General features: G+C 54.6%; 21 protein-coding genes. 6 read left to right on the top strand and 15 right to left on the bottom strand.

The annotated features are described in order from the left end of the window. Window positions 1-16: 16 nt before the first annotated feature. The 4 genes from VIJ98_RS20125 to VIJ98_RS20110 are packed head-to-tail and all read left to right on the top strand — an operon-like array spanning window position 17 to window position 3,412. Window positions 17-754 (top strand): amino acid ABC transporter permease, encoded by a 738-nt coding sequence (locus tag VIJ98_RS20125; RefSeq protein ID WP_323271231.1) that lies wholly within the window; start codon window positions 17-19, stop codon window positions 752-754. Next, the gene (locus tag VIJ98_RS20120) at window positions 751-1,395 is read left to right on the top strand and encodes an amino acid ABC transporter permease (RefSeq protein WP_154156654.1); all 645 of its coding nucleotides are present in this window, start codon (window positions 751-753) and stop codon (window positions 1,393-1,395) included. Before VIJ98_RS20125 ends, VIJ98_RS20120 begins: the two co-directional genes overlap by 4 nt. Then, window positions 1,392-2,129 (top strand): amino acid ABC transporter ATP-binding protein, encoded by a 738-nt coding sequence (locus tag VIJ98_RS20115; protein WP_265301859.1) that lies wholly within the window; start codon window positions 1,392-1,394, stop codon window positions 2,127-2,129. Before VIJ98_RS20120 ends, VIJ98_RS20115 begins: the two co-directional genes overlap by 4 nt. Window positions 2,130-2,140: 11 nt before the next feature. Beyond that, window positions 2,141-3,412: an alanine racemase gene (locus tag VIJ98_RS20110; protein ID WP_323271229.1), complete on the top strand. Its 1,272-nt coding sequence runs from the start codon at window positions 2,141-2,143 to the stop codon at window positions 3,410-3,412. Between the two features lie 100 nt (window positions 3,413-3,512). On the opposite strand, the gene VIJ98_RS20105 is transcribed toward VIJ98_RS20110, so the two are convergent. Beyond that, window positions 3,513-4,202, bottom strand: a complete 690-nt coding sequence (locus VIJ98_RS20105) for an aspartate/glutamate racemase family protein (RefSeq protein WP_154190755.1) — start codon at window positions 4,200-4,202, stop codon at window positions 3,513-3,515. Between the two features lie 15 nt (window positions 4,203-4,217). Further along, complete coding sequence (locus tag VIJ98_RS20100) at window positions 4,218-6,275, bottom strand: FUSC family protein (protein ID WP_323271228.1); 2,058 nt, start codon at window positions 6,273-6,275, stop codon at window positions 4,218-4,220. Between the two features lie 254 nt (window positions 6,276-6,529). Here VIJ98_RS20100 and VIJ98_RS20095 point away from each other — a divergent pair, with 254 nt between their 5' ends. Beyond that, window positions 6,530-7,477, top strand: a complete 948-nt coding sequence (locus tag VIJ98_RS20095) for a sulfonate ABC transporter substrate-binding protein (RefSeq protein WP_323271227.1) — start codon at window positions 6,530-6,532, stop codon at window positions 7,475-7,477. 37 nt (window positions 7,478-7,514) lie between these two features. On the opposite strand, the gene VIJ98_RS20090 is transcribed toward VIJ98_RS20095, so the two are convergent. The 9 genes from VIJ98_RS20090 to ssuD all read right to left on the bottom strand — a co-directional run bounded on the left by VIJ98_RS20090 (window position 7,515) and on the right by ssuD (window position 17,506). Continuing rightward, window positions 7,515-7,715: a hypothetical protein gene (locus tag VIJ98_RS20090; RefSeq protein WP_008109162.1), complete on the bottom strand. Its 201-nt coding sequence runs from the start codon at window positions 7,713-7,715 to the stop codon at window positions 7,515-7,517. Window positions 7,716-8,032: 317 nt separating this feature from the next. Further along, window positions 8,033-9,247: an acyl-CoA dehydrogenase family protein gene (locus VIJ98_RS20085; protein WP_323271226.1), complete on the bottom strand. Its 1,215-nt coding sequence runs from the start codon at window positions 9,245-9,247 to the stop codon at window positions 8,033-8,035. Continuing rightward, entirely contained in the window at window positions 9,244-10,683 is a 1,440-nt protein-coding gene (locus VIJ98_RS20080; protein ID WP_258145537.1) for an MFS transporter, read from the bottom strand. The genes VIJ98_RS20085 and VIJ98_RS20080 overlap by 4 nt, the downstream gene beginning before the upstream one ends. A 177-nt stretch (window positions 10,684-10,860) precedes the next feature. Then, window positions 10,861-11,736, bottom strand: coding sequence for a MetQ/NlpA family ABC transporter substrate-binding protein (locus tag VIJ98_RS20075; RefSeq protein ID WP_323271225.1), 876 nt, complete (start codon window positions 11,734-11,736; stop codon window positions 10,861-10,863). Next, entirely contained in the window at window positions 11,733-12,431 is a 699-nt protein-coding gene (locus VIJ98_RS20070) for a methionine ABC transporter permease (protein ID WP_154156646.1), read from the bottom strand. Before VIJ98_RS20070 ends, VIJ98_RS20075 begins: the two co-directional genes overlap by 4 nt. Continuing rightward, the gene (locus VIJ98_RS20065; protein ID WP_323271224.1) at window positions 12,428-13,447 is read right to left on the bottom strand and encodes a methionine ABC transporter ATP-binding protein; all 1,020 of its coding nucleotides are present in this window, start codon (window positions 13,445-13,447) and stop codon (window positions 12,428-12,430) included. The genes VIJ98_RS20070 and VIJ98_RS20065 overlap by 4 nt, the downstream gene beginning before the upstream one ends. Then, complete coding sequence (locus VIJ98_RS20060) at window positions 13,444-14,838, bottom strand: LLM class flavin-dependent oxidoreductase (RefSeq protein WP_008109171.1); 1,395 nt, start codon at window positions 14,836-14,838, stop codon at window positions 13,444-13,446. The genes VIJ98_RS20065 and VIJ98_RS20060 overlap by 4 nt, the downstream gene beginning before the upstream one ends. 74 nt (window positions 14,839-14,912) lie before the next feature. Then, window positions 14,913-16,319: an FAD/NAD(P)-binding protein gene (locus tag VIJ98_RS20055; RefSeq protein WP_323271223.1), complete on the bottom strand. Its 1,407-nt coding sequence runs from the start codon at window positions 16,317-16,319 to the stop codon at window positions 14,913-14,915. A 14-nt stretch (window positions 16,320-16,333) separates the two neighbouring features. Further along, complete coding sequence (gene ssuD / locus VIJ98_RS20050) at window positions 16,334-17,506, bottom strand: FMNH2-dependent alkanesulfonate monooxygenase (RefSeq protein ID WP_154156643.1); 1,173 nt, start codon at window positions 17,504-17,506, stop codon at window positions 16,334-16,336. Window positions 17,507-17,780: 274 nt separating this feature from the next. On the opposite strand from ssuD, the gene VIJ98_RS20045 reads away from it, so the two are divergent. Continuing rightward, the gene (locus VIJ98_RS20045) at window positions 17,781-19,712 is read left to right on the top strand and encodes a sigma-54-dependent Fis family transcriptional regulator (RefSeq protein WP_323271222.1); all 1,932 of its coding nucleotides are present in this window, start codon (window positions 17,781-17,783) and stop codon (window positions 19,710-19,712) included. Window positions 19,713-20,161: 449 nt separating this feature from the next. Here VIJ98_RS20045 and VIJ98_RS20040 read toward each other — a convergent pair whose 3' ends face one another. The 4 genes from VIJ98_RS20040 to VIJ98_RS20025 all read right to left on the bottom strand — a co-directional run bounded on the left by VIJ98_RS20040 (window position 20,162) and on the right by VIJ98_RS20025 (window position 24,871). Beyond that, complete coding sequence (locus tag VIJ98_RS20040) at window positions 20,162-21,133, bottom strand: ParB family protein (RefSeq protein WP_008109175.1); 972 nt, start codon at window positions 21,131-21,133, stop codon at window positions 20,162-20,164. Window positions 21,134-21,140: 7 nt separating this feature from the next. Then, window positions 21,141-22,340 carry an AAA family ATPase gene (locus VIJ98_RS20035; RefSeq protein WP_008109176.1) on the bottom strand — a complete coding sequence of 400 codons (1,200 nt, stop codon included), beginning with the start codon at window positions 22,338-22,340 and terminating at the stop codon, window positions 21,141-21,143. 853 nt (window positions 22,341-23,193) lie between these two features. Continuing rightward, complete coding sequence (locus VIJ98_RS20030) at window positions 23,194-23,382, bottom strand: hypothetical protein (RefSeq protein ID WP_154156640.1); 189 nt, start codon at window positions 23,380-23,382, stop codon at window positions 23,194-23,196. A gap of 559 nt (window positions 23,383-23,941) precedes the next feature. Continuing rightward, entirely contained in the window at window positions 23,942-24,871 is a 930-nt protein-coding gene (locus VIJ98_RS20025; RefSeq protein WP_007886110.1) for a RepB family plasmid replication initiator protein, read from the bottom strand.

Raw genomic sequence — 24,871 nt, 5'->3', positions numbered from 1 at the left:
CCGAAGGAGCAGAACCATGAGTTATCAATGGCTAACCCTGTGGCGCTACGCCGACACTTTTCTTGACGCCGCGTGGCTCACCTTGCAGGTGACGTTGCTGGCGTTTGCGCTGGCGGTGGCGCTCGGTTTGCTCTCGGCGCTGGCGAAAGCGTCGCCGCTGGCCCCGCTGCGCTGGATCAGTCACTGCTACGTTGAGTTCATCCGCAACACGCCGGTGCTGCTGCAGATCTTCATCATCTTCTTTGGTCTGCCGTCGCTCGGCATCACCATGAGCGCTTTTACTGCGGGCGTGCTGGCGCTGGGGATTAACGTCGGTGCCTATCTCTCCGAAACCTTCCGCGCGGGCATTCAATCGGTGCCGAAAGGCCAGCTTGAAGCCGCGTGGGTGCTGGGCATTCCCCGTCGTCAGGTGTTTCTCACCGTGGTACTGCCGCAGGCGGCGCGCGCGGTGTGGCCCGCTATTATCAACAACCTGATTCAATTGCTGCTCGGCACCTCTTTGCTGTCGGCGATTGCTCTGCCTGAACTAACCGGCACCGCCACGGTGATCAACGCGCGTACGCTGCTGTATATCCAGACCTTTAGCGTGGTGGCATTGGTGTATCTGGTGCTGAGCAACCTGTTCTCCTGGCTGGGTACGATTGCAGGACGGCGCATGTTCCACCCGCCGCTGGTGACCCCGATAAAAAAGTCCGCCTGGGGGTGGGCAAGAAAATGGTTGACTAATCCAGTGAAACGGGAGAACGCGCTATGAACGAGTTAATCATCAGTTCGTTACCGATTCTGCTAAAAGGCCTCGGTATCACGTTGCTGCTGTCGGTGGCTGCGATTATTGGCAGCACACTGCTGGGCTTGCTGGCGGCGGTGTTGCGCACTAGCCGTCTGCCAGTCTTAAAGCAGATTGCGGTGATCTACACCGAACTGTTTCGCGGCACGCCGGTGCTGATCACGCTGATGTTCATTTACTTCGGCGTGGCCTATTTCGGCTATGACATCAACCTGTTTGCCGCCGGTATTCTTGGCCTGAGCATCTATCAGGGCGCGTATATCGCCGAGGTGTTCCGCGCCGGTATCGAAGCGGTGCCGAAAGGCCAGTGGGAAGTGTCATGGATTCTGGGCCTGTCGAAACGTCAGACTTTTATGAGCGTGATCCTGCCGCAAACGCGCGGCATCGTGCTGCCGCCGCTGGCGGGCCAGTATCTTTCCCTGATCAAAGATACCTCGATCGTCAGCATGATCGGCATGTCCGAACTGATGCATCAGGGCCAGGCGATTGTCGATCGCATCGGTCAGCCGGTGGTGGTTTACGGTCTGGTCGCCCTGCTCTACTTCGCTGTCTGCTTCCCGCTTTCCCGTTGGGTTCAACATCATCAAACCAGGAGCCAAATTTCATGAGCAAATCCGCCATTACCTTAAGCCGGATAACCAAATCGTTTGGCGCAACCCAGGTGCTGAAAGAGATCAGCCTTGATGTTTCACCGGGTGAAGTGCTGGTGCTGATTGGCGCGTCCGGCTCCGGCAAAAGTACCGTGTTGCGCATCATGAGCGGACTGGAAGTGGCCGACGGCGGTGAAGTGTGGGTCAACGACGTGCCGCTGCACCAACGCAAACGCGCCAGTGAAATTTGCGGTCACGTTGGCATGGTGTTTCAGCAGTTCAACCTGTTCCCGCATAAAACCGCGCTCGGCAACGTCACGCTGGCGCTGATCAAAGCGCAAAAGCTGTCGGAAGCAGAAGCCACAAAACGCGGCATGGCGGCGCTCACGCGTGTCGGACTCGCCGAGCGCGCGCATCACTATCCGGCGCAGCTTTCCGGTGGTCAGCAGCAGCGCGTGGCGATTGCCCGTGCGCTGGCGGTAGAACCGAAAATCATGTTCTTCGATGAAGCCACCTCGGCGCTGGATCCAGAACTGGTCGGTGAAGTAATGGAAGTGATGCGCAGCCTGGCGCGTGAAGGCATGACCATGGTGGTGGTAACGCACGAGATGGGCTTTGCGCGCAAAACCGCTGACCGCGTGGTGTTTATGGATCAGGGCGTGATTGCCGAACAAGGTTCGCCCGAGCAGATCTTCGTCAATCCGCAGAACCCGCGCACTCAGCAGTTCTTATCGCGCGTACTTGAGCACTAACAGGAGGATCTATGTCGATTCGCTTTCCGCTGCAGGCGGATGGATTACTGGATGCGCAGCAAACCGCGCCACGTTTTAAATCGGTTGCGGGTGCCGGTGAGTCGCCGCTGGCTGTCGGCACCGCAGTACTTAGCAGCGATCAGGTGTTCTCGCCGCTGATGATCATGAAGCAGTCGGCGCTGGAGAATAACCTGCGCCAGCTGGCGGACTTCTGCCGTGAAAACGGCGTGATGCTCGCCGCGCACGGGAAAACCTCGATGTCCCCCGCCATTCTGCGCCGCGCGATTACCGAAGGCGGCGCGTGGGGTTTGGGTGCCGCCACACCTGCGCAGGTGCGAGCACTGCGCCAGTTCGGCATCCGCAATGTGTTTCTCGCCAATGAACTGGTCGATCCGGCGGGCATTCGTTGGATTGCGCAGTGGCAGCAGCAGCATCCCGATCACGGCTTCCTGTGCTATGTCGATTCGCTGCAAGGCGTGAAGCTTTTGGCACAGAACCTCGGCGACAGCCAGATTTCGGTGCTGCTGGAGATGTCAGTAAGCGGCGGCCGCACTGGCTGTCGTTCTCAGCTGGACGCAGTGGCGATTGCCGAAGCGATCGCCGCCTGCCCCGCGCTCAAGCTGGTGGGCGTAGCCGGATATGAAGGCGCGCTCGGCGCAGGCCGCGATGAGAGCGGCATTCAGCGCGTGAAGGATTACTGCCAGATGATGATCGCTACCGCTGAATTGCTGGCGGAAAAGCAGCTGTTCGGCAGCGATCACATCATCCTCAGCGCCGGTGGCGGCGCCTGGTTTGATGTGGTGACAGCCTGCTTTACCGCAGCAAAACTGCCGCTGCCGATGACGCCGCTGATCCGTTCCGGTGCCTATATGGCGCACGACAGCGGATTGTATGCGCGCATCGCGCCCTTTGCTCAGCCGGGCGCAACACATCATTTTTCTGCCGCGCTGGAGATTTGGGGCCGCGTGTTATCGCGTCCAGAACCGGGCCTGGCGTTCGTAGATTTTGGTCGTCGCGATGTACCCTTCGATCAGGATCTGCCGAATCCGCTGTGGATCCGCAACGCCGATGGCAGCGCACCGCGCGCGGCAACGCATCTGCGTATCAGTGATGTAAACGATCAGCACGCTTATCTGTTATTACCGGATGATGAGCCATTGCAGGTGGGCGATTGGGTTGGCTGCGGTATTTCGCATCCTTGTACCGCATTCGATAAATGGCGCTATCTACCGCTGGTGGATGATGATTATTGCGTCACAGATTCACTGGAAACAGCGTTTTGATGAGTTTTTGTACCTTTTATGTAGGGTCGCCATTTATGGCGACCCATTGTGCATAGATTTGTGCGTTATGAAATGTGGATGGTCGCCATAAATGGCGACCCTACAAAAGCGCGAGTTTTACGGCGTCTTGTGCGTGGATCAAGGTGGTATCGAACAGCGGAACGCTGGAATCTTCCGTCTTCACCAGCAAAGTGATTTCGGTGCAGCCGAGAATGATCGCTTCTGCGCCCTGCTCCACCAGCTCGGCAATAATCTTGCGGTATTGCGCGCGTGATTCATCGCGGATCACGCCAAGACAGAGTTCCTGATAGATGATGTCGTGCACCACTTTGCGGCCTGCTGCATCGGGCACCAGCACCTCAATCTCCGACTGATTAAGCCGGCCTTTATAGAACTCCTGCTCCATGGTGAACGCCGTCGCCAGCAAACCGACTTTTTTCACGCCCGCCTGACGAATGCGCTGCGCCGTGGCATCGGCGATATGCAGCAGCGGAATGCTGACCGCATCGGTGATCTGCTGCGCGACTTTGTGCATGGTGTTGGTACAGAGCACGATAAAATCTGCACCACCTTTCTCCAGGCTAACAGCCGCTTCTGCCAGAATTTCGCCCGCTTGTTGCCACTCGCCTGCGGCCTGCAACTTTTCGATTTCATGAAAATCAACGCTGTACATCAGGCTGCGCGCGGAGTGTAAACCGCCTAGCTGCTGCTTCACCTGCTCATTGATAATACGGTAATAGAGCGCGGTGGATTCCCAGCTCATCCCGCCAATCAAACCGATCATTTTCATCTGCTTAACTCCGTTTTAAACATGCTGTTCAGCACTGTAATGGTTTTCCGGCCAGCGCGCCGCAGGAAACAGCGATAAACGAATATTGAACAGGTGGAACATGGGCGCAAACAGCGTGTTCTCCTGCAGCGCCGCCGTTTCCAGTCGCAGCAACAGCGTGTTCAGTTCCACCAGCAATTCCGGTTGCGGCGTGGTTTGCAGCGACTTCAAGCGGCGCTTAAGGAACTGACTTAGCTCATGGAACATCGCTGCACTTTCAATGTGATGCGCCAGCAGCAGCTCCCGATGACGCGTGTAGTAGTCGTAGCAGTTTGCGCCCAGCCAGGCTTCGGCAATCAAATTGCCACCGGAGACCAACTCTGGCACTGGATCGACACGTTTACGCGGCAGGATGATGTTGACCTTATCCAGTGTGCGCGAAACAAACTGCTGCCGCGCGGTCAGCGTGACGCTGTTGAGCCGCACCGTGGCGATAAAATGCAGCAGCTCGCGGATACCTTTGCGCACCGCACGTTTGGCGGTCCACGACGGACGCTTGTTGCGAATCAGCGCCGTGATCACCTCCGCGAAGGTAATGCCCACCAGCGTCGAGAGGATAGCGTTCACTATAAGCTGTAGATCGGGCTTAAAGTTGTGGCTCATGCCAATCAAGCCAGGAATCTGCGTGGCGACAATCAGGCCAATCAGGTTGGTCGACGGATTAGCGATAACCAATCCCAGCGCCAGCAAGCCCGGCGCAAGGCAGATCACCAGCGCTTCGAAGGTCACCGCCTGCGGGATCAGCAAGGTGATATACAACAGGCTGATCACCACGGAGATCAGCACACCTTTCAGGAACAGCTTCATCGGTGCAATTGGGCTGTCCATGCCGGCGAAGAAGGAACACAGCACCGCCGCCATCATCGGCGCGGTGGCGCCATCCACCCAGCCGCTGCCGATCCAAAATACGCAGGTGACGAAGGTGGCAATAAAGGCGGTGAACGACGACAGCAGCAATAAACCTTTATCGACGTGTTTATGCGCACGCGCCATCTTTCCGGCTTTGACGGCGGGCGTCCATTCACTGACGCGTTCGCTAACGCTTTGATAGGCATCAGCGATGCGCACAAAATTGAGCAGGCGTTCCAGTAATCCCATCAGCAGAATGCTCTCTTCGCTGTTGAGCCTGCCCTCTTGCCACGCCTGTTTCAGCTGCTCCTGCGCGTGGCTGAGCTTGTCGCGCACCGGCAGCTGATCTTCACCGTTTAGCCACAGCAAAAATTGCTGGAAGACTTCAGCGATGTAGTCGGGAAAACGGATTTGCTGCTGCGCCAGCAGATTGAGGCGCGACTCGATTGCCGTCAGCGTTGGGATGAAATAGGAGAGATGCTGATATTGCACGCTAACTAAACGCACCAGACGTCGCGCGGCATCGCCTTCATACACACAATGCGTGATGAGCGTTTCGACGTTGAGCGGATAGTTGGCCATCTGAATCAGGATATCTTCGCGCTCCACCGACTTTTCAGCGGGCATCACCGTGACCAGCTCGCTGCACAGCTTGCGCGCATTTTGATACCACTGGTTAACGCTCTGCTCTAACAGATTGCGCATCGAGACCGGCCATAGCAGGCGATGTACCAGGCTGCTGCAAACAATCGCCACGGTGATCTCCTCAACGCGGGAAATCACCGTATAAGTGATGGCCGATGGCGACACCACGTCGGGAAAACCCATGATTGCCGCGCTGTAGCCCGCCAGCATAAACACGTAGCTCTTCGGCGTGCGGTCGTGCAGCGAAAGATAGAGACAAACCGCCACCCAAAGTGAGATGCACAGGCTGAACAGCAGCGGATCCTGCACCGTGGCGGGATAGATCAGCAGCGTAAACAGCCCGCCCAGCAGGGTGCCGAAGAAACGGAAAACCGATTTCGATACCGTCGAGCCCGAATAGAGCTGCGAGGCAACGTACACTGTAGTCAGTGACCAGGCCGGTTTATCGAGATTGAGTTCCAGAGCAATGTAAAAAGCCAGAAAGGCGGCAAGACAGGTTTTGGCAGAAAACAGCACTGCGCTTCGTGAAAACCACTTCATAGAACGGGTAAGACCTTATGCAGGCAGCGGAATTACTTATCCTGACAGAAGCTTTTAGTAATGGCATTTTGATTTGTTATACAAATTATTACCGTGCTAATTATATAGGCATCTATGGAAATCCAAACCCTGTTTGCTGATTACAGTGAATGATCCAGATCACATAAGCAATGGTTATAAGCGATCGAAATTAGTTATTTATTGGTTATATAAGGGCTTTGCTAAGGTGGCAAAAAAACCACACGAGAATCATCATGAAAGCAAAACTTCCTGTCCTGAGCGCTTTAGCTCTCAGCGTTGGCCTGCTCTCCACACACGCCTTTGCCACTAACCCAGAAACCGTCACCATCGGCTATCAGAAAGCCAACATCTTTGCTCTGCTGAAATATCGCGGCACGCTGGATGAAACCTTTAAAAAGGAAGGCATTGCTATCCGTTGGGTGGAATTCCCGGCTGGCCCGCAGATGCTGGAAGGCTTAAACGTCGGCAGCATTGATTTGGCGGCTACCGGCGATGCGCCGCCCGCCTTCGCGCAGGCCGCGAAAGCCGATTTGATCTATCTCGGTCATTCTCCGGCTAACCCGAAAACGGAAGCCATCGTGGTGCCGAAAGATTCCGCGATTAACAGCGTGGCCGATTTGAAAGGCAAACGCGTCGGCCTGAACAAAGGTTCTGACGTTAACTATCTGCTGGTGAAAGCGCTGGAAGATGCGGGGCTTAACTACAAAGACGTGACGCCGGTGTATCTGCCGCCTGCCGATGCGCGCGCTGCGTTCCAGAAAGGCGCAATTGATGCGTGGGTGATTTGGGATCCGTACCTGGCAGAAGTGGAAGCCAACGCCGGTGCGCGTGAAATTCGCAACGCAGAAGGATTGGTGCCGCATTACACCTTCTATCTCGCCAGCCGCCCGTTTGCGGAAGGACATCCTGATACCGCGAAACAGGTGGTCGATGAGCTGAGTAAACTCAGCGATTGGGCGAACAAAAATCCGGATGACGCGGCAGCGATTCTGTCGAAATCGACCGGCCTGGATAAAGCCATCTGGCAAACCACCATTAAACGTCTGCCTTATGGCGCATCGCGCATGTCACCACAGGTGTTTGATGAGCAGCAGGCGTTAGCGGACACCTTTACGCGCGTGGGCCTGCTACCGGTGAAAGTGGATGTGCGTAGCGCGACCTGGTCGCTGGATAAGAAGTAAATTATTAATTAATCCGGGCCTGATAAATGGCCTGGATTTATCTTTTATTCGTAATACGCACAAAAACGGCCTGAGACAGGTTGAGTTTTTCGCCTACATCACGCAGCTCCTGTGCCGCGATGGTGACGGACGCGCGCTTGCTGACCTTGTAGGTCATGAGCGTGATTTTTCCGTCTTGATGATCTTTCAGCTCCTGCATACCCGTCATTAGTTCACTGAAAATATCGCGTTCAGTCATGTCTCAGCCCCCTTTTAATCACGGTCCGCGCCTAACCTAAGGCGTCGCGCTGATTGCATTCTGTTGCTCCCTATTATTGATATCCATTCAAAAAAATCAGGGCCAATCATAATTAATAAATCAGCAATCGAGAATATAAATTTTGGCTTAAAACTGAACAGTTTTAAATTGGTTTCTGATTCACATTGTGATGTAACGTGATGATTTGAGAGGTTTGTGAGTTATGGTCGCCATAAATGGCGCCCCTACAATTCAGGGATTCGTAGGGTGCGCATTTCAAGGTTTTGTAGGGTGCGCATTCATGCGCACCTGGTTTATCAGCCCTCGCCTCTGCCAATCTGCCAAATCCCCGTCGGGGCGGTGCCATTCACTTTCCAGTCGCCGATATCGCGCGCTTTGTACACCACCGGATTATGTGACGATACGGTTCGCGCGTTGCGCCAGTGACGATCCAGCGCTTTGCTGACGCGCGTATCTGATGCGCCCAACGCGTTGAACAACTCGGTAGCGGCGCGCGTTACCAGTTCGCTAGCGATCACCTGTGCCTGGCCCGCTTCGGCTTCGGCCAGCACATTCGCTGCGGCAACTTGCGCTTCATCGCTGCTCACGTGGGCAACATATGCTGATTGCAGTGAATGTGTCGCGCGGATCACCGTGGCTTCTACCGCAAACGCCAGGCTGGTGATCTCCCCGATGACCTGCAGAATCTGCGCATCGAGGCGCACAACGCCGCCGTTGCCGTGGCTGTAAACCCGATTTCGTGCCGCCACCGCCTGCGCACCATCGCGTGCCACCGCACGACCAATTCCCGCCAGCGTTGCCAGCAACACATGCTGATAGAAGGCGGTTTGATAACGAAAGCGAGTAGCGAAATCGTAGACGTGTTCCTGCTCGACATGGGCATTAGCGAAACGCGTGGTGCCGCTACCGGTTAAGCGCTGGCCAAATCCGTCCCAGTCGTCTTCACGCGTCACGCCGGGTTGGTGAGTGTTCACCAGAGCGATGACATCGCCCTGGTTATCGTTACGGCGCGCATAGACGTCAATCCAGTCGGCGAACAGCGTGCCGGTGCTGTAAAACTTCTCGCCGCTCAGTGTCCAGCCGCTTTCGCCTGGCGTGATGCGCGTAATGACATCGCCGAGTTTTACCGTGCCAATTTCCGTCCAGCCGCTGCCCACCAGCTCGCCATCGATAAAACGGCCAAACCAGCGATCGCGTTCCGCGCTGTCCGGCTGGTTCAGCCGGTCTTCGACAAATGCGAAATGGGCGCGCAGCGCCTGCGGCAGATTGGAGTCGGCTTCCGCCAGTTCGGTTAACAGCTGGAACAGCTGCGGTAGCGATGCACCCCAACCGCCCTTCTCTTTTGGAATGCGCACCGTGCCGAATCCCGCCTCTTTAAGCCAGCTAATCGGCTGATGCGGCAAAATGCGTTCCCGCTCGCGTGCTACCGTTTCTTCAGCGATGCGCGCGAAGATCGGTCGGAAGTGCGCTGTCAGCGCCTCATAATCGGTACCCGTTGCCAGTAAACTCATGGTGACTCCTGATGTGAAAGATCGTCGATGTCATGCAGCGTGGGCTCGTGGCGCACCGCCAGCAGGAAGAAGATGGGGATAATCGCCGCCAGCGAAACCACCCAGAACATGTTGGTGCCGAGTGCAGCTTGCAGAATCGGCAGGATGAACAGCGCTAACGCACTGCCGATGCCGGAAAGTGCGCGGCTGAAGCCCACGCCGGTCGCGCGAATCGAGGTTGGATAGGAAAGCGCCGGATAGACCATCAGCTGCGCGCCCGGGCCGAAGCCTTCAGCAAACAGCCACAAACCGAGCATCAATACCGCAAAGACGATTCCGGCGATGGCTTCCGGATGACCTATCAACGCCAGCGCGATCAGCGCAAAGAATTGCAGGGCAAAGCCAGCGATGGCGACGTGGCGCGACGGATATTTCCACGCCAGACGCATGCCGAGCAGGCCACCGGTGAAGGCGAACAGTGCGTTGAGGCCCAGCGAGGCGGAGATGGTTTCAAACACGCCCGCGCCGAGGAACTGCGCCAGAATCGACGGCAAGAAGAAAGCAATGGCGGTGTATTCAAATGAGATACAGATGTTCATCACACCCGCGACGATGGTGCGTTCGCGCCACGGTTTCTCAAACAGCACGCGGAAACTCACTTTCGGCGCTGCAGCGGCCGGTGGCGCCTGATGTTCCGCTTCATGCGCGTGAATGCCGTAGGAATCACGCAGGATGCGCACTGCCGATTTCAGATCGCCCTGATTCGCCGCCCAAAGGGGCGATTCGTTCATGAATTTGCTGCGCACCGCGATGATTAGCAACGCCGGTACCGCACCGAACAGCAGCGACGCGCGCCAAAGCCAGTCAAGATGCTCTTTTGGCAGCAGGAAGTAGAGCGCGAAGATCAGCAGGAAGCACAGCGTTGACGCGGCGTACCACATCGGGCACCAGGCTGCGAGCCGTGCGGCTTTGTTGCCTTTACCGGCGAATTTGGAGAACTCCGCCAGATAGGACATCGCCACCGGCAAATCGATCCCGACGCCAACGCCCATCAGGAAGCGTGCGCCAATCAGCACCCAAACATTCGGCGCTAAGCCCGCCGCAATCGCTGAAACCACAAAGAACAACATATCGGCCATAAACACCGAATAGCGACCATATTTATCCGTCAGCCAGCCACCCACCAGATTACCGACAATGGTGCCAACCATAATTGAGGAGGTCACTAAACCGGTGAGCAGCGGTGAGAGCTGAAACTCACGCACCACATCATCGATGCCGTACGAAAGCGTGGTGAGATCGTAGGCGTCGAGGAACACGCCGCCGAGCGCAAGGAACACAATCATGCGCGCGTAGTTGTCATTTTTGCTGCGAGTGTTGATCAGTCTAGCCACGTCACTGACCGAACGTACCGGTTCGGAAACCGGGATGGTGTTTTCTAAAGGAAGAGAACTCATAACGCCTCACGTTGTTGTTTTGTAATGCAGGTGAGGTTGTTATAAGCGTTTTATTGGCTGTACCAAAACAACAATTCTTGATATTAATTTACATTAAAATCAATTAGATAACTTAATTTTCGCCAACACAAAAACCCGGACCCGCCTGACGCGTCCGGGTGTGCAATCAACACAAAATTAGTCGGCTGAGACCGGCACCAACACGCCTTTTACCAGCGGATCGTCGGTGGTCTTTAACCACTGCTGGACGCGCGGATCGGAGAAGGCTTTTTTCAGCTTCTCGATGTTTTCCTGGTCCAGATAAGGTGTGCCAATCACCAGCTGAGAGGCGAAAGTGCGCGGTGCAGGCGGGAAGAGAATGCCTTTTTCGCGCGGCACTTTACCGGCATCAAATTGCGAGACGTAACCAATCGCCGCATCCACCGAGTTAAGCGCACGCGGCATAGTCAGCAGATCGAGCTCTTTAAACACGAAGCCGTGCGGATTGCCGACAATGTTCTTCAGTTTGGCCGTGCGCGGCTCAACGTTGGGGTCGAGCGTGATAAAACCCTGACGCGCCAGCAACCATAATGCCTGGCCCTGATTGGCGCCGTCATCCGGCACCACAATGGTCGCGCCCTGCGGTAAATCCGCCACCGATGTGTAGCGATCGGAGTAGATACCAAACGCCCACTGGAACAGCGGCAGCGTTGAGGTCAGCGCAAAGCCGTTGGCATCCACCACTTGCTTCAGCCACCATTGGTGCTGATATACCGTTGCAGCATACTGTCCTTCCGCTACCGCGCGGTCGGCTTGCACCGGATCCTGCACGCCCACCGCTTCCAGCTTCAGACCGTAATCCGGCGCGATGTGCTCACCAACGTATTCAATCAGCTTCTGCTCACCGGCCATCGCCGGTTCAAAATGCACCTTCAGCGTGGTACCAAATACCACCGCCTGCGCCTGTTGGCCGCGCCAGAACCAGCCGCCTGCAGCAAGTACAACGACCACTATAATCAGTAGTAGCCACGGCCAGCGGCGGGTTTTACGCAGTTCGAAATCTTGTGTTGTCATAACGATGTCCCCTGAGGATGGCGTAATGCGGTGACCAAACGGTCGCCGAGAAATTGGATGGTTTGAATGAGGGCGATTAGCACCACGATGGTGGCGATCATGATGTGGTTGTCGAAGCGCTGATAACCGTACACCACCGCCAGATAACCGATCCCGCCCGCGCCGATGGTGCCGGCAATCGCGGAGTACTCAATCATTGAGATCAGGTTGAGCGTCACCGCCGCAACAATCGCCGGTAGCGCTTCACTGAGTTGTGCCGAGCGGATGATCTGCCAGCGCGATCCGCCGCACACCAAACCTACCGCCGTGACTTCACCGGGCAGCTCACGCAGCGCGTTGTCCACCAGACGTCCAAAGAACGGAATGCCGGCGGCGATCATCGGCACAACGGCGGCGGGAATGCCGATGGTGGTGCCGGTAAGCCAGAAGGTGAACGGAATGATGGCCGCCATCAGCACCAGAAACGGCAGCGAACGACCCATATTCACAATCCAACTCAGCACCCGGTTAATACCGCGATGCGGAAACAGACCGCGCGATGAGGTGTTAAACAGCACCACACCGACGATGCCGCCGAAGGTGACCACGAACAGCATCACGATCACCACCATCAATGCGGTTTCGCCCAGAGCGGGCAGCATCAACGCCGGGATTTCTGGCCACGGCGTATCCTGACTCATCACTGATACGCTCATACCGCCTCCCGCAATGGCAACACGCTGCCGGAAACACTGGCAACTAAGCCCAGCTGTTCCAGCTGCGACAGCAAACGCGCCAACGGCACGCGTTCCTGCTGATAGTGTATGCCCACCTTTAGGCGGCCCGCTTGCAGACCGTTCACCTGCTCAACGTGCGCGCCGAGCAGATCAATACGCAGACCAAACTGCTGGCTGAGGCGCGATATCCAGTCGCTGGCGACCGGCACATCGGTGCGATAGCTGAGCTGCAACACCAGCTCGGCATCACCCGCCTGCGCCGCCAGCGGGAACAGGCGCTGTCCCAACAGCGAATCCGGCTGCGCCAGCAACTCTTTCACCACGCCGTACTGCACGATTTGGCCGTCGCGAATTTCCGCTACCGCATCCGCCGCCTGACGTACCGCATCCATTTCATGGGTGATCAGCACAATCGCCAGCTTGTAGTCATCTCGCAGTTTTTTCAGCAGGTCGAGTACGGTGACGGTGGCTTCGGGATCGAGTCCTGAGGTGGCCTCATCCGCCAGCAACACCGAAGGGCGCAACGCCAGCGCCCGCGCGATGCCAATACGCTGCCGCTGACCACCGGAAAGCTGGCCGGGATAGGCTTTGGCTTTGTGGCTGAGACCTACGCTCTCCAGCAATTCGCCCACGCGTGCGGCGATATCGCGATCCACCACGCCGAGATAGTGCAGCGGCAAGGCGATGTTCTCCCACGCGGTTTTGCGTTGCAGCAGCGCGGAAGACTGGAAAACGGTGCCAATCGAGCGACGCGCCTGACGCAGTGCTTCGCCATCCAGCCGCGAGAGATCGCTGCCGTTAACACGGATGCTGCCGGCGCTCGGTTGCTCCAGCAGGCTGATGCACTTCGCCAGCGTCGATTTACCCGCGCCGCTCGGCCCAACCACTGCGGTAATGTTGGCTTGCGGCACCTGCAGGCTGATGGATTTCAGCACCTCGGTTTGGCGGCCGTCGGGCGCGCGATAGTGTTTGCTGAGGTTATCTATTTCGATCATGAGACCTCCTGCAGCGTGGAGGATTTAACGCGATAGCCTGCGCCCGGATGCGGTGCCTGCAGCTGCGGACCGGCGGCGAATAACTTCTCGCGCAGCGTGCCCTGCGCGTACTCTTTTTTGTAGACGCCGCGCTTTTGCAGCTCCGGGATCAGCAGCTCCACTACATCTTCAAAGGTTTCATGTGTTAGTGCGTAGGCGAAGTTGAAGCCATCGACGTCGGTCTCTTCCACCCAGCTTTGCAACTCGTCAGCGACGGTTTCCGCGCTGCCGACAATCAGCGGACCAAAGCCGCCAATCCCAACCCAATCCGCCAGCGCTTTTACCGTCCACTGACGATCGGGATCGGCGGTGGAGAAGGTTTCGACCGCCGATTGAATGGCGTTGGTGTGGATATATTTCAGCACCTGATCCGGCTGATACTGGCCGAAGTCGATGCCGGTCCAACCCGACACCAGCGCCAGCGCGCCTTCGTAGCTGACCCAGCTGGTGTACTCTTTCCACTTCGCCTGCGCCGCCAGATCGGTTTCGCCGACAATCACGGTTTGCAGATTGAAGATTTTGATGCTGTAAGGATCGCGCCCCGCTTCCGCCGCGCGGCGGCGAATATCAGCGACGGTTTTCTTCAGCAGCACTTTTGACGGCGCAGCAACAAACACGCATTCGGCATGTTCTGCCGCAAACTGTTTGCCGCGACTCGATGCACCCGCTTGATACAGCACCGGCGTGCGCTGTGGTGACGGTTCACACAGGTGAATGCCCGGCACGTTGAAGAAGGTGCCCTGATGATTGATGGGATGGATTTTGCGCGGGTCGCTGAAAATGCGGCGTTCACGGTCACGCAATACCGCATCCTGCTCCCAGCTGCCTTCCAGCAGCTTGTACACCACTTGCAGATACTCGTCGGCATAATCGTAGCGGCTGTCGTGATCGGTCTGGGTTTTATGCCCAATGTTGCGCGCCCCGCTCTCCAGATACGAGGTGACGATGTTCCAGCCGATGCGGCCTTTGGTCAGGTGATCGAGCGTCGATAAGCGGCGCGCAAACGGATAGGGATGTTCAAACGACAGCGACGCGGTGAGACCAAAGCCAAGATGTTCAGTGACCAGCGCCATTGGCGTAATCAATGCCAGCGGATCGTTGACCGGTACCTGCGTCGCCTGGCGGATCGCCGCATCGCCGTTGCCGTTGAGGACGTCGTAAACGCCGAGCACGTCGGCGATAAACAGGCCATCAAATTTGCCACGTTCCAGCAGGCGCGCCAAATCGACCCAATACTCCAGATCTTTGTATTGCCAGGAACGGTCACGCGGATGCGCCCACAAACCCGGCGACTGGTGTCCGACACAGTTCATATCAAATGCGTTCAAGCGAATTTCACGTTGCGATGGCATAGCAATCTCCATAGCGAGGCCGTGATCGTGTTACGACCCGGCGTTCGTCAGTTAATTTTTAGGATGTTGAGAGATTAAAGCGCTGAAGGGGGACATCGCTCGGCATGAGCGATTTGCAGTTCTTGTAAAATATGCTTCGCCACGTCGGCGGCGTGATCGGCGACCTGCGGCAATCCCATCAGTTCACCGAAGCGCGCACGCGCAGCGGGACCGACGACAAACAGTCGCGCGTTGGGCTGGCCGCTGAGATTGAGCGTGTGCGACTGGCTGTCAACATCAATACCAAAACCGAGCCGGTCAGCGCGGATTAAACCTTGCTGGCTGAGCGATTGCAGCAGTGGCTGGCTGGCGGTTAAGGCTTCATGGCCAGGACCGGTGGTGACAATCAGATGATCGAGGCGATGGGTTTCGCTGGCACCATCGCGCGTGCGTAGCGTTATTTGCAGCTGATTGCCGAGTTTAGAGATGTCGATAAGGCGCGCGGCCAGCACCTTCAGACTGCCCTGTTGCCGACGTGCGTTGATCACCGCTGATACCTGCGGTGCTATACGATAGCGATGCACATCCCACCACGAGCGCAAATGACGGACGAAGCGCTGCTGCTCGCGCAAAGGCAGCGATTGCCAGATATCCTGACCATGCACACGCACCTGATCGAGCACACGCTGCCACGGCAAATCCTGTTCAGCGGCACGCGCAACCTCGGCGCGGATATGTCGCAGCCACAGACGCGCGCTGGACGCATCCTGCGGGGCTAACGTCCATTCAGGCCACTCACCGCTTAGGTTGTCGCGTGAGAGCTGCCCACGGCGCGAGAATGCGATTAACGGGCCACGATGCTGTCTGGTGCCCAGCGAAGCCACCACATCGGCCATACTCAAGCCGGTACCGATAATCGCCACTGAGGATTGAGGATCGATGGCGTCCAGTACGCCGTGTTGCCACGGATTGGCAATCAACGCCGGATGTGTCGAGAACGGTTGCAGCGCACGCGGCAACGAAGGCGGCGGATGACTGATCGCTAACGCCATCACATCACCTTGCAACGTTTCGCCGTTGCTAAGTAAAAGCTGCTCGCCTTCCCAGGCTATGGCGCTGGCCTGCACATGGCGCAGCGTGACGTGTGGATGCGCCTGCGCCGCTGCCACAAACTGTTCTGCCAGATAGCGACCAAACAGGCTGCGCTGCGGATAGACCGCGCCGTCGTCGCAGTGCGCTACTGAATCCAGTGAACATTCCGGCTGCTGGCGATACCAGCGATCAAACGCGCCCTGCTCTTCTCCGCTTAACTGCATGCGCGAAGCGGGCACGTTGATGCGGTGCGCGGGCTCCTGCGTGGAATAGGCAACGCCGCCGCCGAGACTGGCGTGCGGTTCGACCACTGTAATCAGTAATCTGCTCGATGAGGTTCGTGCGAGATGAATTGCCAACGCTGTGCCACTAAAGCCACCGCCAACAATGATTACCTGTGTCGTTGCCATTGCCTTCTCCTGCATTAGCTGGCGCTCGTCTGTTTTGAAGGTCGCTTATCGCCACCAATGGTTTCACCAAACGGCCCGGTATTAATGGTGCGTTCACGCTGCTGTTGCGCATTCGCCAGTGGCAGCAGCGGCAACAACAATTCGGCCACGCGATGCGCTTCTTCCAGATGCGGATATCCAGACAGAATAAAATTGGTGACGCCCAACGCCTGATATTCACGGATACGTTCAGCCACTTGCTCAGGGCTGCCGACCAGCGCAGTGCCCGCGCCACCGCGTACCAGACCAACGCCAGCCCACAGATTCGGCGAGATATAAAGATTGTCGCGCGAACCTTGGTGCAATGCGCTCATCCGCGCCTGACCGGCAGAATCCATACGCGCAAAGATTTTCTGCGCCTGCGCAATAGTCTCTTCATCAAGATGGCCAATCAACTTATCTGCCGCCGCTTTGGCTTCTTCTTCGGTCTCGCGCACAATCACGTGCAAACGAATGCCGTATTCCAGTTTACGTCCGCGCTGTTGCGCACGCGCGCGCACCACTTCCAGCTTCTCGGCAACCTGCGCTGGCGGCTCGCCCCAGGTGAGATAGGTATCGATCTGTTCCGCAGCCACATCAATCGCCGCCTCTGATGAACCACCAAAATAGAGCGGCGGACCATTCTCCTGCACCGGCGGGAACAGCACCTCCGCACCTTCAACGTGGATATGTTTGCCTTCGTAATCCACTTTCTCCCCGCGCATCAGGCGGCTGTAGACATCAAGGAATTCTTTAGTGACTTCATAACGTTCACTGTGGTTGAGGAAAATGCCGTCGCCTTTGTTCTCAACGGGATCGCCACCGGTCACCACGTTAATCAATAAACGTCCTTCGGACAGCCGATCAAGCGTTGTCGCCATGCGTGCTGCCAGCGTTGGCGGCTGCAAGCCAGGACGCACCGCTACTAAATAGCGCAGACGTTTGGTGATAGGCGCTAACGCCGAGGCAACCAGCCAGGAATCCTCGCAGCTTTTACCAGTAGGAATTAATACGCCGTAGAAGCCGAGATTGTCGGCGGCTAGCGCCACTTGCTGTAAGTAGGGTAAATCGACCGGGCGTCCGCCTTGGGTGGTGCCGAGGTAGCGTCCATCACCGTGCGTCGGTAAAAACCAGAAGACATTAATTTTATCGTTCGCGGAATCGGCCATTATGCTTTTCCTATATAACTTTATTAAAAAATGATCATTTTGAACTGCTTATTTGGTTATATAGCTGTTAGCAGAAAGCGTGCCAGGTTGTTGATTAGCGTGAAGTGCCGCATTTCAGAGAGTTAACGTTGTTGGTTACGGTATATCGAGTTGCAATTGCAACTCTGACGCAACAGCTATTGCTGCATATGCAACTGCTTATGCTTTTTACATGGTGTTAATAGTCAGCGTGAGCATTTAGCGTAGCGATATGCTCGTTACCGGACTCAATGCCATGCTAACCACCTTTAATAATCACACCGATTCTCCGCGCTTAGTCGATCCCGCCTCTCTGGCGTTTCAATCGCTGCTGGATAAATTCGCCCCCACGGATGCCACCGTACTGATTGTCGGCGAAACCGGCACAGGCAAAGAAGTGGTGGCGCGTTATCTGCATCATCACAGCCAGCGGCGTCACGGTCCTTTTCTGGCGGTTAACTGCGGCGCACTAACGGAAAGCCTGGCTGAAGCCGAGTTGTTTGGCCATGAGAAAGGCGCCTTTACTGGCGCGACACAGTCACATCCCGGCTGGTTTGAATCCGCACAAGGCGGCACCTTGCTGCTGGATGAGATTGGTGAACTCAGCCCTTCATTGCAGGTTAAATTGCTTCGCGTATTGCAGGAGCGCGAGATTACGCGCGTGGGATCGCGTAAAGCGATCAAGGTGGATGTGCGGGTTATCGCGGCAACGCATGTGGATTTGGCGCAGGCGATTCGCGAACGCCGCTTCCGCGAAGATCTGTTTTATCGGTTGAATATTGCGGTTGTTCCATTGCCGCCGCTGCGTCAGCGTCGTGAAGACATTCCTCTGCTGGCGCAACACTTCCTCGCTCTCTACGCACGACGCTTAGGCCGTCCGGCACGGCGTCTCTCACCTGATGCGCTTGAGGCGCTACGCGAATACAGCTGGCCGGGCAATATCCGTGAACTGGAAAACACGCTGCACAACGCCGTGTTGTTGAGCCGCGAAGAGACGCTGACGCCCGCACAGCTGCGACTTGCTGGTTACAGTGAACATGGTTTTAGCGAGTCAAACGATTCTACACTCGACAGTTTTCTTCAGCAGCAGCTAGCCAGCCAGCCGCAGCAACTTTTTGATCGCGTTATTAGCAGCCTGATTAGCAATGCGCTATCGATGACAGATCAGAATCAAACTCAGGCCGCAGCGCTATTAGGTATCAGCCGCCACACCTTACGCACGCATCTGGCGAATCAGGGAATGATTAAAGGACGCCGCAAAGCGCTTGTTTCTACGTCTTCATCCAATGCGCATGGAACGCAGGAACGCGAGTTACGAATCGGATATCAGAAGTTTGGTAATCTCGGCGTGTTAAAAGCCCGCCAAAGCCTCGAACACTGCTTCGCTCAGCAAGGCATTAGCGTGCTGTGGAGTGAGTTTCCTGCTGGGCCACAGCTGCTGTATGCACTGCAAAACAACGAAATCGACTTTGGTACTACCGGCGAAGTGCCGCCGATCTTCGCCCAGGCGAGCGGCAATGCGGTGACTTATATCGCGTGGGAGCCACCGGCGCCAAGCAGCGTTGGCATTGTGGTGCCGCATGACAGTGATATTCGCACCATCAGCGATCTGCGCGGTAAGCGCATTTCGGTTAATAAAGGCTCGAACGTTCACTGGCTTCTGCTGCAGTTACTGGAAGAAGCAGGCATTGGTCTGGATGAACTCAAAGTGGTGTATACGCCGCCTAAGTATCCGCTGACCGCCAGTGATTATCTCTCGGTTGATGCGTGGATGATGTGGGATCCGTTGCTCAGCGCTGCGGAGAGTAATCCCGAGCTGCGGATTTTGGTTAATGGTGAAGGGCGCGTACGCAATCATCAGTTCTATCTGGCGCGACGTGATTACGTCGAACAGCACGATGACATTCTCAGGCAGCTGGTGGAGAGTTTGCAGCAAACGGGTTTGTTCATCGATAGTCATCGTTACGAAGCTTCAATATTACTGGCTCAGGAGCTGGGATTGGAAGTTGCGTCAGTAGAACGCGCATTGACACGTCGCAGCCACAAAACGCGTGCGATGGCCTTCGAAGTGATTAAAGAGCAGCAGACAATCGCCGATCGTTTTTATGCGTTGGGGCTGATTAATAAACCGGTGCGGGTGCGCGATGCAGTCTGGCAATTTTCATCAGCGCTGGCGTTGATTGAGTAAGGTTAGTCTTGAAAGTTATCCACGCTTTCTGTGGATAAATCGTTGAATATCATCTGGCTAATCTCGCTTTGGGTCTTGAGTTGATGGCTGAAATTACAATCTTATCTGGCGATTTCAGCCTGAAATTTTATTTAAAAAGCTATATTTTTCATGGCAATAGAGATGAAATCACTTGGGCGAATGGTTGAAATTCTATTCGGTTGTTGCTCGGCTTTTATGCCTTCACTGGCGATTGCCGGTTTAGCGCGCAGCTGGTTAAATTGGCTGCAGTTAGTTTATCGGTATTGGTGAGTTAGAACCGGATGCCTTTTAGCTGCTGGTTGAAATGATGGCGATTTCAGCCTGAAATTTCCGCAGCGACAATCGATATTTCATACAGTTAGCGCTGAAATTGCGCTGGCGAGGCATTGAGAAGGGCATAAAAAAACCGCCCGAAGGCGGCATTTCGCTTACTGATTTAGATACTTGTTGAGCGTCTCGTTAATCACTCTATCCAGCTCTTCCTGCAACTCTTTTGACTGGCGATTAAACTCGTAGCTGAACATGCGTCCGCGCGTTTTCTTGCGCGCAAAACGATCTTTATCGGCGAAGCTCCACAAAGGCGTCGCAACGGTTTTGTCTTTCGCCGGTGACTGAATCAGCGTCTGGCTGCCGTTACGCACTAAACGCAGAATGCCGTTCTTCACTTCATCTTCCGCTAAACCATCGCGTGCGCATACGGTATCAACATCCATGCCGATGGTATCGATCAGTGCATCAACCGTTTGTCCGGTTTCCTGCAGCTTCTCGTAAGCTTGCAGCAGCGATTTATAGTCTGGATAAGTCAGCTCAGAATGATTCGGGAACAGCGTCACCAGCTCAAGCGGCACGCTTGCGGCTTGCAATGCACGCGTTACTTTGGCCTGAGAAAGTCCTTCGCTTTGCGCAATTTCTTTTTGCGATAATCCGCCATCTTTAAGTGCCAGCAAACGCATGCCCACTTCACGCAGGTTGTGCTCGCGCGCGGTCTGAATATCCTGCGCTAAACGACGCGCTTCTTCCGCAGAGATAGCCACTTCAGTGACCAGCACATCCAGCCCGGTTTTGCAGTGAAGAGCCGCAGCACGACGGCGTGAACCATCGAGAATCTCAATGCGGTCGTCACGCTTTACGCCAATCGCCGGGAAAAATTGCTGCAATTTAATAGTACGAATGATGTCGCGCAGCGATTCTGGTGTCAGGCCGGACTGATCGCGGCCATTGGTTTCCATCTTAACGAAGGTTTTCTCTTCGATTTCTTTCGCAGGGATGTGTTCCAGCGTGAACAGGGCGCGTTTGCCCGTCGCCAGGATAAAGGTCTGAGAATGGCCATCGGCGCTTTCCTCAGTCTGCAATGGTGTCTGGCTGAAGGTTCGGCCAATGGTGATTCTTTTTGCGCTCATAGTAACCTCAGTTCAGGCGAATGAATTCAATACGGTCAAATACGGCTTTCGCGAAATCTTCCGCCGCTGAACGCGCATTCTTTAAGGCTTCGGTGCTGCCCACATAGGTTGATGGATTGGCCGAGATAACGGTATCAAACGACTCTCCGCAGCGCTCAAAGCCATCCAGACGCGGTAAGGCAGCATCAAGCATATCGCCACCAAAAATCTCTTTCGCCAGGCTGTGACACAGCTTGTGGTCCGCTTTATTCGATAGTTTAGACATAAAGCCGATGTTGCCCTGCAAACGGCAGGCTGCACCCGATTCTTCAATGATGCCAATCAACTCCGGTAAACGCGTTAAGTACTTCAGCGTAGAGTGGAAATCTACCTGCGCGGGAGGCACTGGCGTCATCAGCAAGTCCGAAGCGGCAATGGCGTTCTTTAGGAAGGCATCAAGATGCGGGCCGCTGTCGATAAAGATAAAGTCATAATCTTTCTTCAGCTTGGCCACGACATTGTCATACAGCACCGCGTGGATGTTTTGATCGGGCAGGTGAGCCGCACACAGCTCTTCCCAACGCGAGGCAATAAAGGCGTCATCAATTGACGCCGGCAGCACATCAACGCCCGGAATAATCGATGAAACGATAAATTCGTTGAGCAACTCTTCACGGCTGACGTTCTGCAGCATCGCCTGCGCAGCGGTAGCTTCCACTAATCCTACTGAACGTTGGTGGTTCAGGAACATGGTGGCGGAGGATTGCGGGTCCAGATCGATGACCAGAATACGCAAATCTTCAAACAGCAGATGCGGATGGGCGCGCAATGCATGTGCCAGCGAAACGGTAGAGACCGTTTTCGACACGCCGCCTTTAAGGTTGCCGACAAAGATGCTGAAGGCTTCATGATGGCGATCGCGATATTTAGGCACGCCGCGATGGTGATAGATATCAATGATGTTCTGAATCGACATCGCATACTTGGTTGAGCTGCCCGCTGCACGCTTATCGAACGGATAACCGTTCTCTTCCATCTCGTTTACAGCGTAATCCACGCTCGCACGCGTCAATTTTGGCAGTTTGGCTAACGCCGCTTTAGCGTAAACCTGATAGAACGTGTTTTCCCGCAACTCTTCTTTCTGCGCCTGAATCTGTTCTGTCAGGCTCATCAGCATTCTTTCTGAACGTTGTGCAACCTTCAGAACTTGCTTCTCATCGTTAGCCATACTTGCTCCACACATGTAGGATTTATGACTTTATACATAAATCCAGCACACGAGGCAAATATATCTCTTCTGCACAGGAAGAATCAGTTATATGGAAACACCTTGATTAAGAGCAGTTTAACGCAAAGATTCACTGTAATCAGTGCTCGTTATTTAGCCATTACGTTTATTTGTACAACTTTGAACCGCTGTTTTCTTGCTCATTGGGACAAAGGTTCACTGTAATCAGTAGCTGGTTTTTCCTTGGAAGGCTTTCTGATAGAGAAAGGAGAAGGGCGCTTGCGGCTGAAATTGCTGGAACGTTCACTGTAGTCAGCAAGCAGAAGAGGGCAAATGTTCACTGCAATCAGTAAAAGGTTCACTGTGATCAGTAAATCGCGGGCGAAGATTCACTGTAATCAGTAGAGCCTATGTGGACGAAAGGAGCAGGCAAGCGAGCAACGACGAAGTTCGCATTGTTGGGATGTTCACTGTAATCAGTAAAACTTGATGACATTTCATTCTCAACGCCTAACGTTCACTGTAATCAGTGAAAGCCTTATGCTCATCATCAAAAAAGATTCACTGTAGTCAGTAGATGCTTATCGCGCTTCGATTAAACGTTCACTGTAATCAGTAAGTCAAATCTGCAAGTTCGACAGAACATTCACTGTAATCAGTAAAAGTTATGACCCGGTGAAGAACGTTCACTGTAATCAGCAAAGCTTGTTTAGTACTTTGATACGAGCGTTCACTGTAATCAGTAAACCGATCTTTGCCGTCAAATGGATGTAGCTGAAATCGCCATAAACGATTCACCGAAATCAACGGAACGCCCCCTCCGACATTCACTGTAATCAGTACATGCATCACGTTAAATGGCTTTCTTGATGACAGCTGAGTGATGCTGATGTTCACTGTAATCAGCATCTACGTTCACTGTATTCAGTAAAAGCGACGCGATGAGCTGTTGATTGTCATGCTGCAAAACCGGCGGGGCAGGGGAAGTGGTGACAGCGTTCACTGTAATCAGTGACAGCGTGACGTGCACTTCAAGCAGCATATAAGAGTCAGTACGAACTTCCCTCGCTTTCGTTCACTGTAGTGAGAAGGCAGGCCAAACGTTCACTGTAATCAGCTTAGTGACCAACCCTGTCACTTTTACTGGCTGTATTAACAGTTCATCTGCTGATTACAGTGAATCACGTTGGACCTGGCTTTATTGATACATATAAATCAAGAAGTTGCATTTGATCGTTCACTGTATTCAGTACGCAGCCCTGCGATTAGCATTCACTGTAATCAGTGAAAGCGAGCGCTTGAACAAACGTTCACTGTGATCAGTAGAAAGGCAATGAAAAGGGAATTTGAGTGAAGCGGTGCCGCCCTTGTAAGTACTCACTATCTTTAAATGTAGCTTAGAAAGGGCGCAACGCGGTTGAAGACATCGCAGAAGACATGACAAAAGCAGAAGGTTTCTGATTACAGTGAACGTTGCTGATTACAGTGAATTGCTTGCGGGTGTCTGATTACAGTGAATGCTATGAGAAAAGCATGTGTCACTTTTGCTCAAAAAGTGACACTGCTTGAGGGCATTTGCTGACTACAGTGAACGTGTAAAATCACTCTTCGAATTCGATATCTTCCAGCGAATCGATACTTTCGAGGTTGCTGATGCCATCGAGTTTTGGCGTCCTGCTATGGATGATGAAGAACACTGAGCGGCCACGTTTCACTTCCGAGTAGTCGAGATAGCCGATCTCTTTGAGCTGCTCCATCGCACGTCGAACCACGTGATTTTGCGTGGTGGTTTTCGAGCCCAGGTTTAAACGCATACGCAAACGCGCCAGAGAAATTGGCGCCGGATTGGTCGGCAAACTTTCGAGATAGGTATACAACGCCTGAGCTGATTCTTTACGCTTCAAACGCGAAATGGCCCGCAGCTGCAGTAACACTTTGTGGTCGAAGTTATAGAGCTCGAACAACTTAGGATCGGCCTGAATGCGGACCAGATCCTTTTCACGATCGTAATACGCCGATTGCACAAGGTGAGTGTGATAGGCTTTGCCATTACCTTCAAAGGACAACGTATTGGTGGCAATGCGTCTCAGAGAGGCATCTAAACGCTTACGTAACGCGGCCGAAGAGTTTGCCGAAGGGATCCCGCACATCTTAACGAAATCGATAAACGGCAGCGTCACAGTGTCGCCCTTTGAGGGATAACGCGAGAAAGACTGAATAATACCGGCCCAGGTTTTGAAATCATTATCCATATCCAGCCTTGCGCCGGTAATGGTAATCTTTTCATAACCTTCCGATTTTACTAAAGAAAGGTTCTTCAGCTCTTTCGTTGCATCTGTCGATGCCATCGCGCCTGATTTACCGCGCGCTGTGGATTTCAATGTAGGAACAAACAGACCCAGGCGCATTAAAGCGACCGGTTGTACGGTGTTATTTTTATTGGGGTGGAGTTGAATAACTTCACCGCTGTTTTTTGTCACCGACAGAAAAGGCTCGAGTAACGCCTTGTTTTCACTCTCTTTATCTGCCAT

The organism is Pantoea sp. S18, assembly GCF_045689705.1.
In the GTDB taxonomy this organism is placed as follows: domain Bacteria; phylum Pseudomonadota; class Gammaproteobacteria; order Enterobacterales; family Enterobacteriaceae; genus Pantoea; species Pantoea symbiotica.
This window is presented reverse-complemented; position numbering and strand designations above follow the sequence as displayed.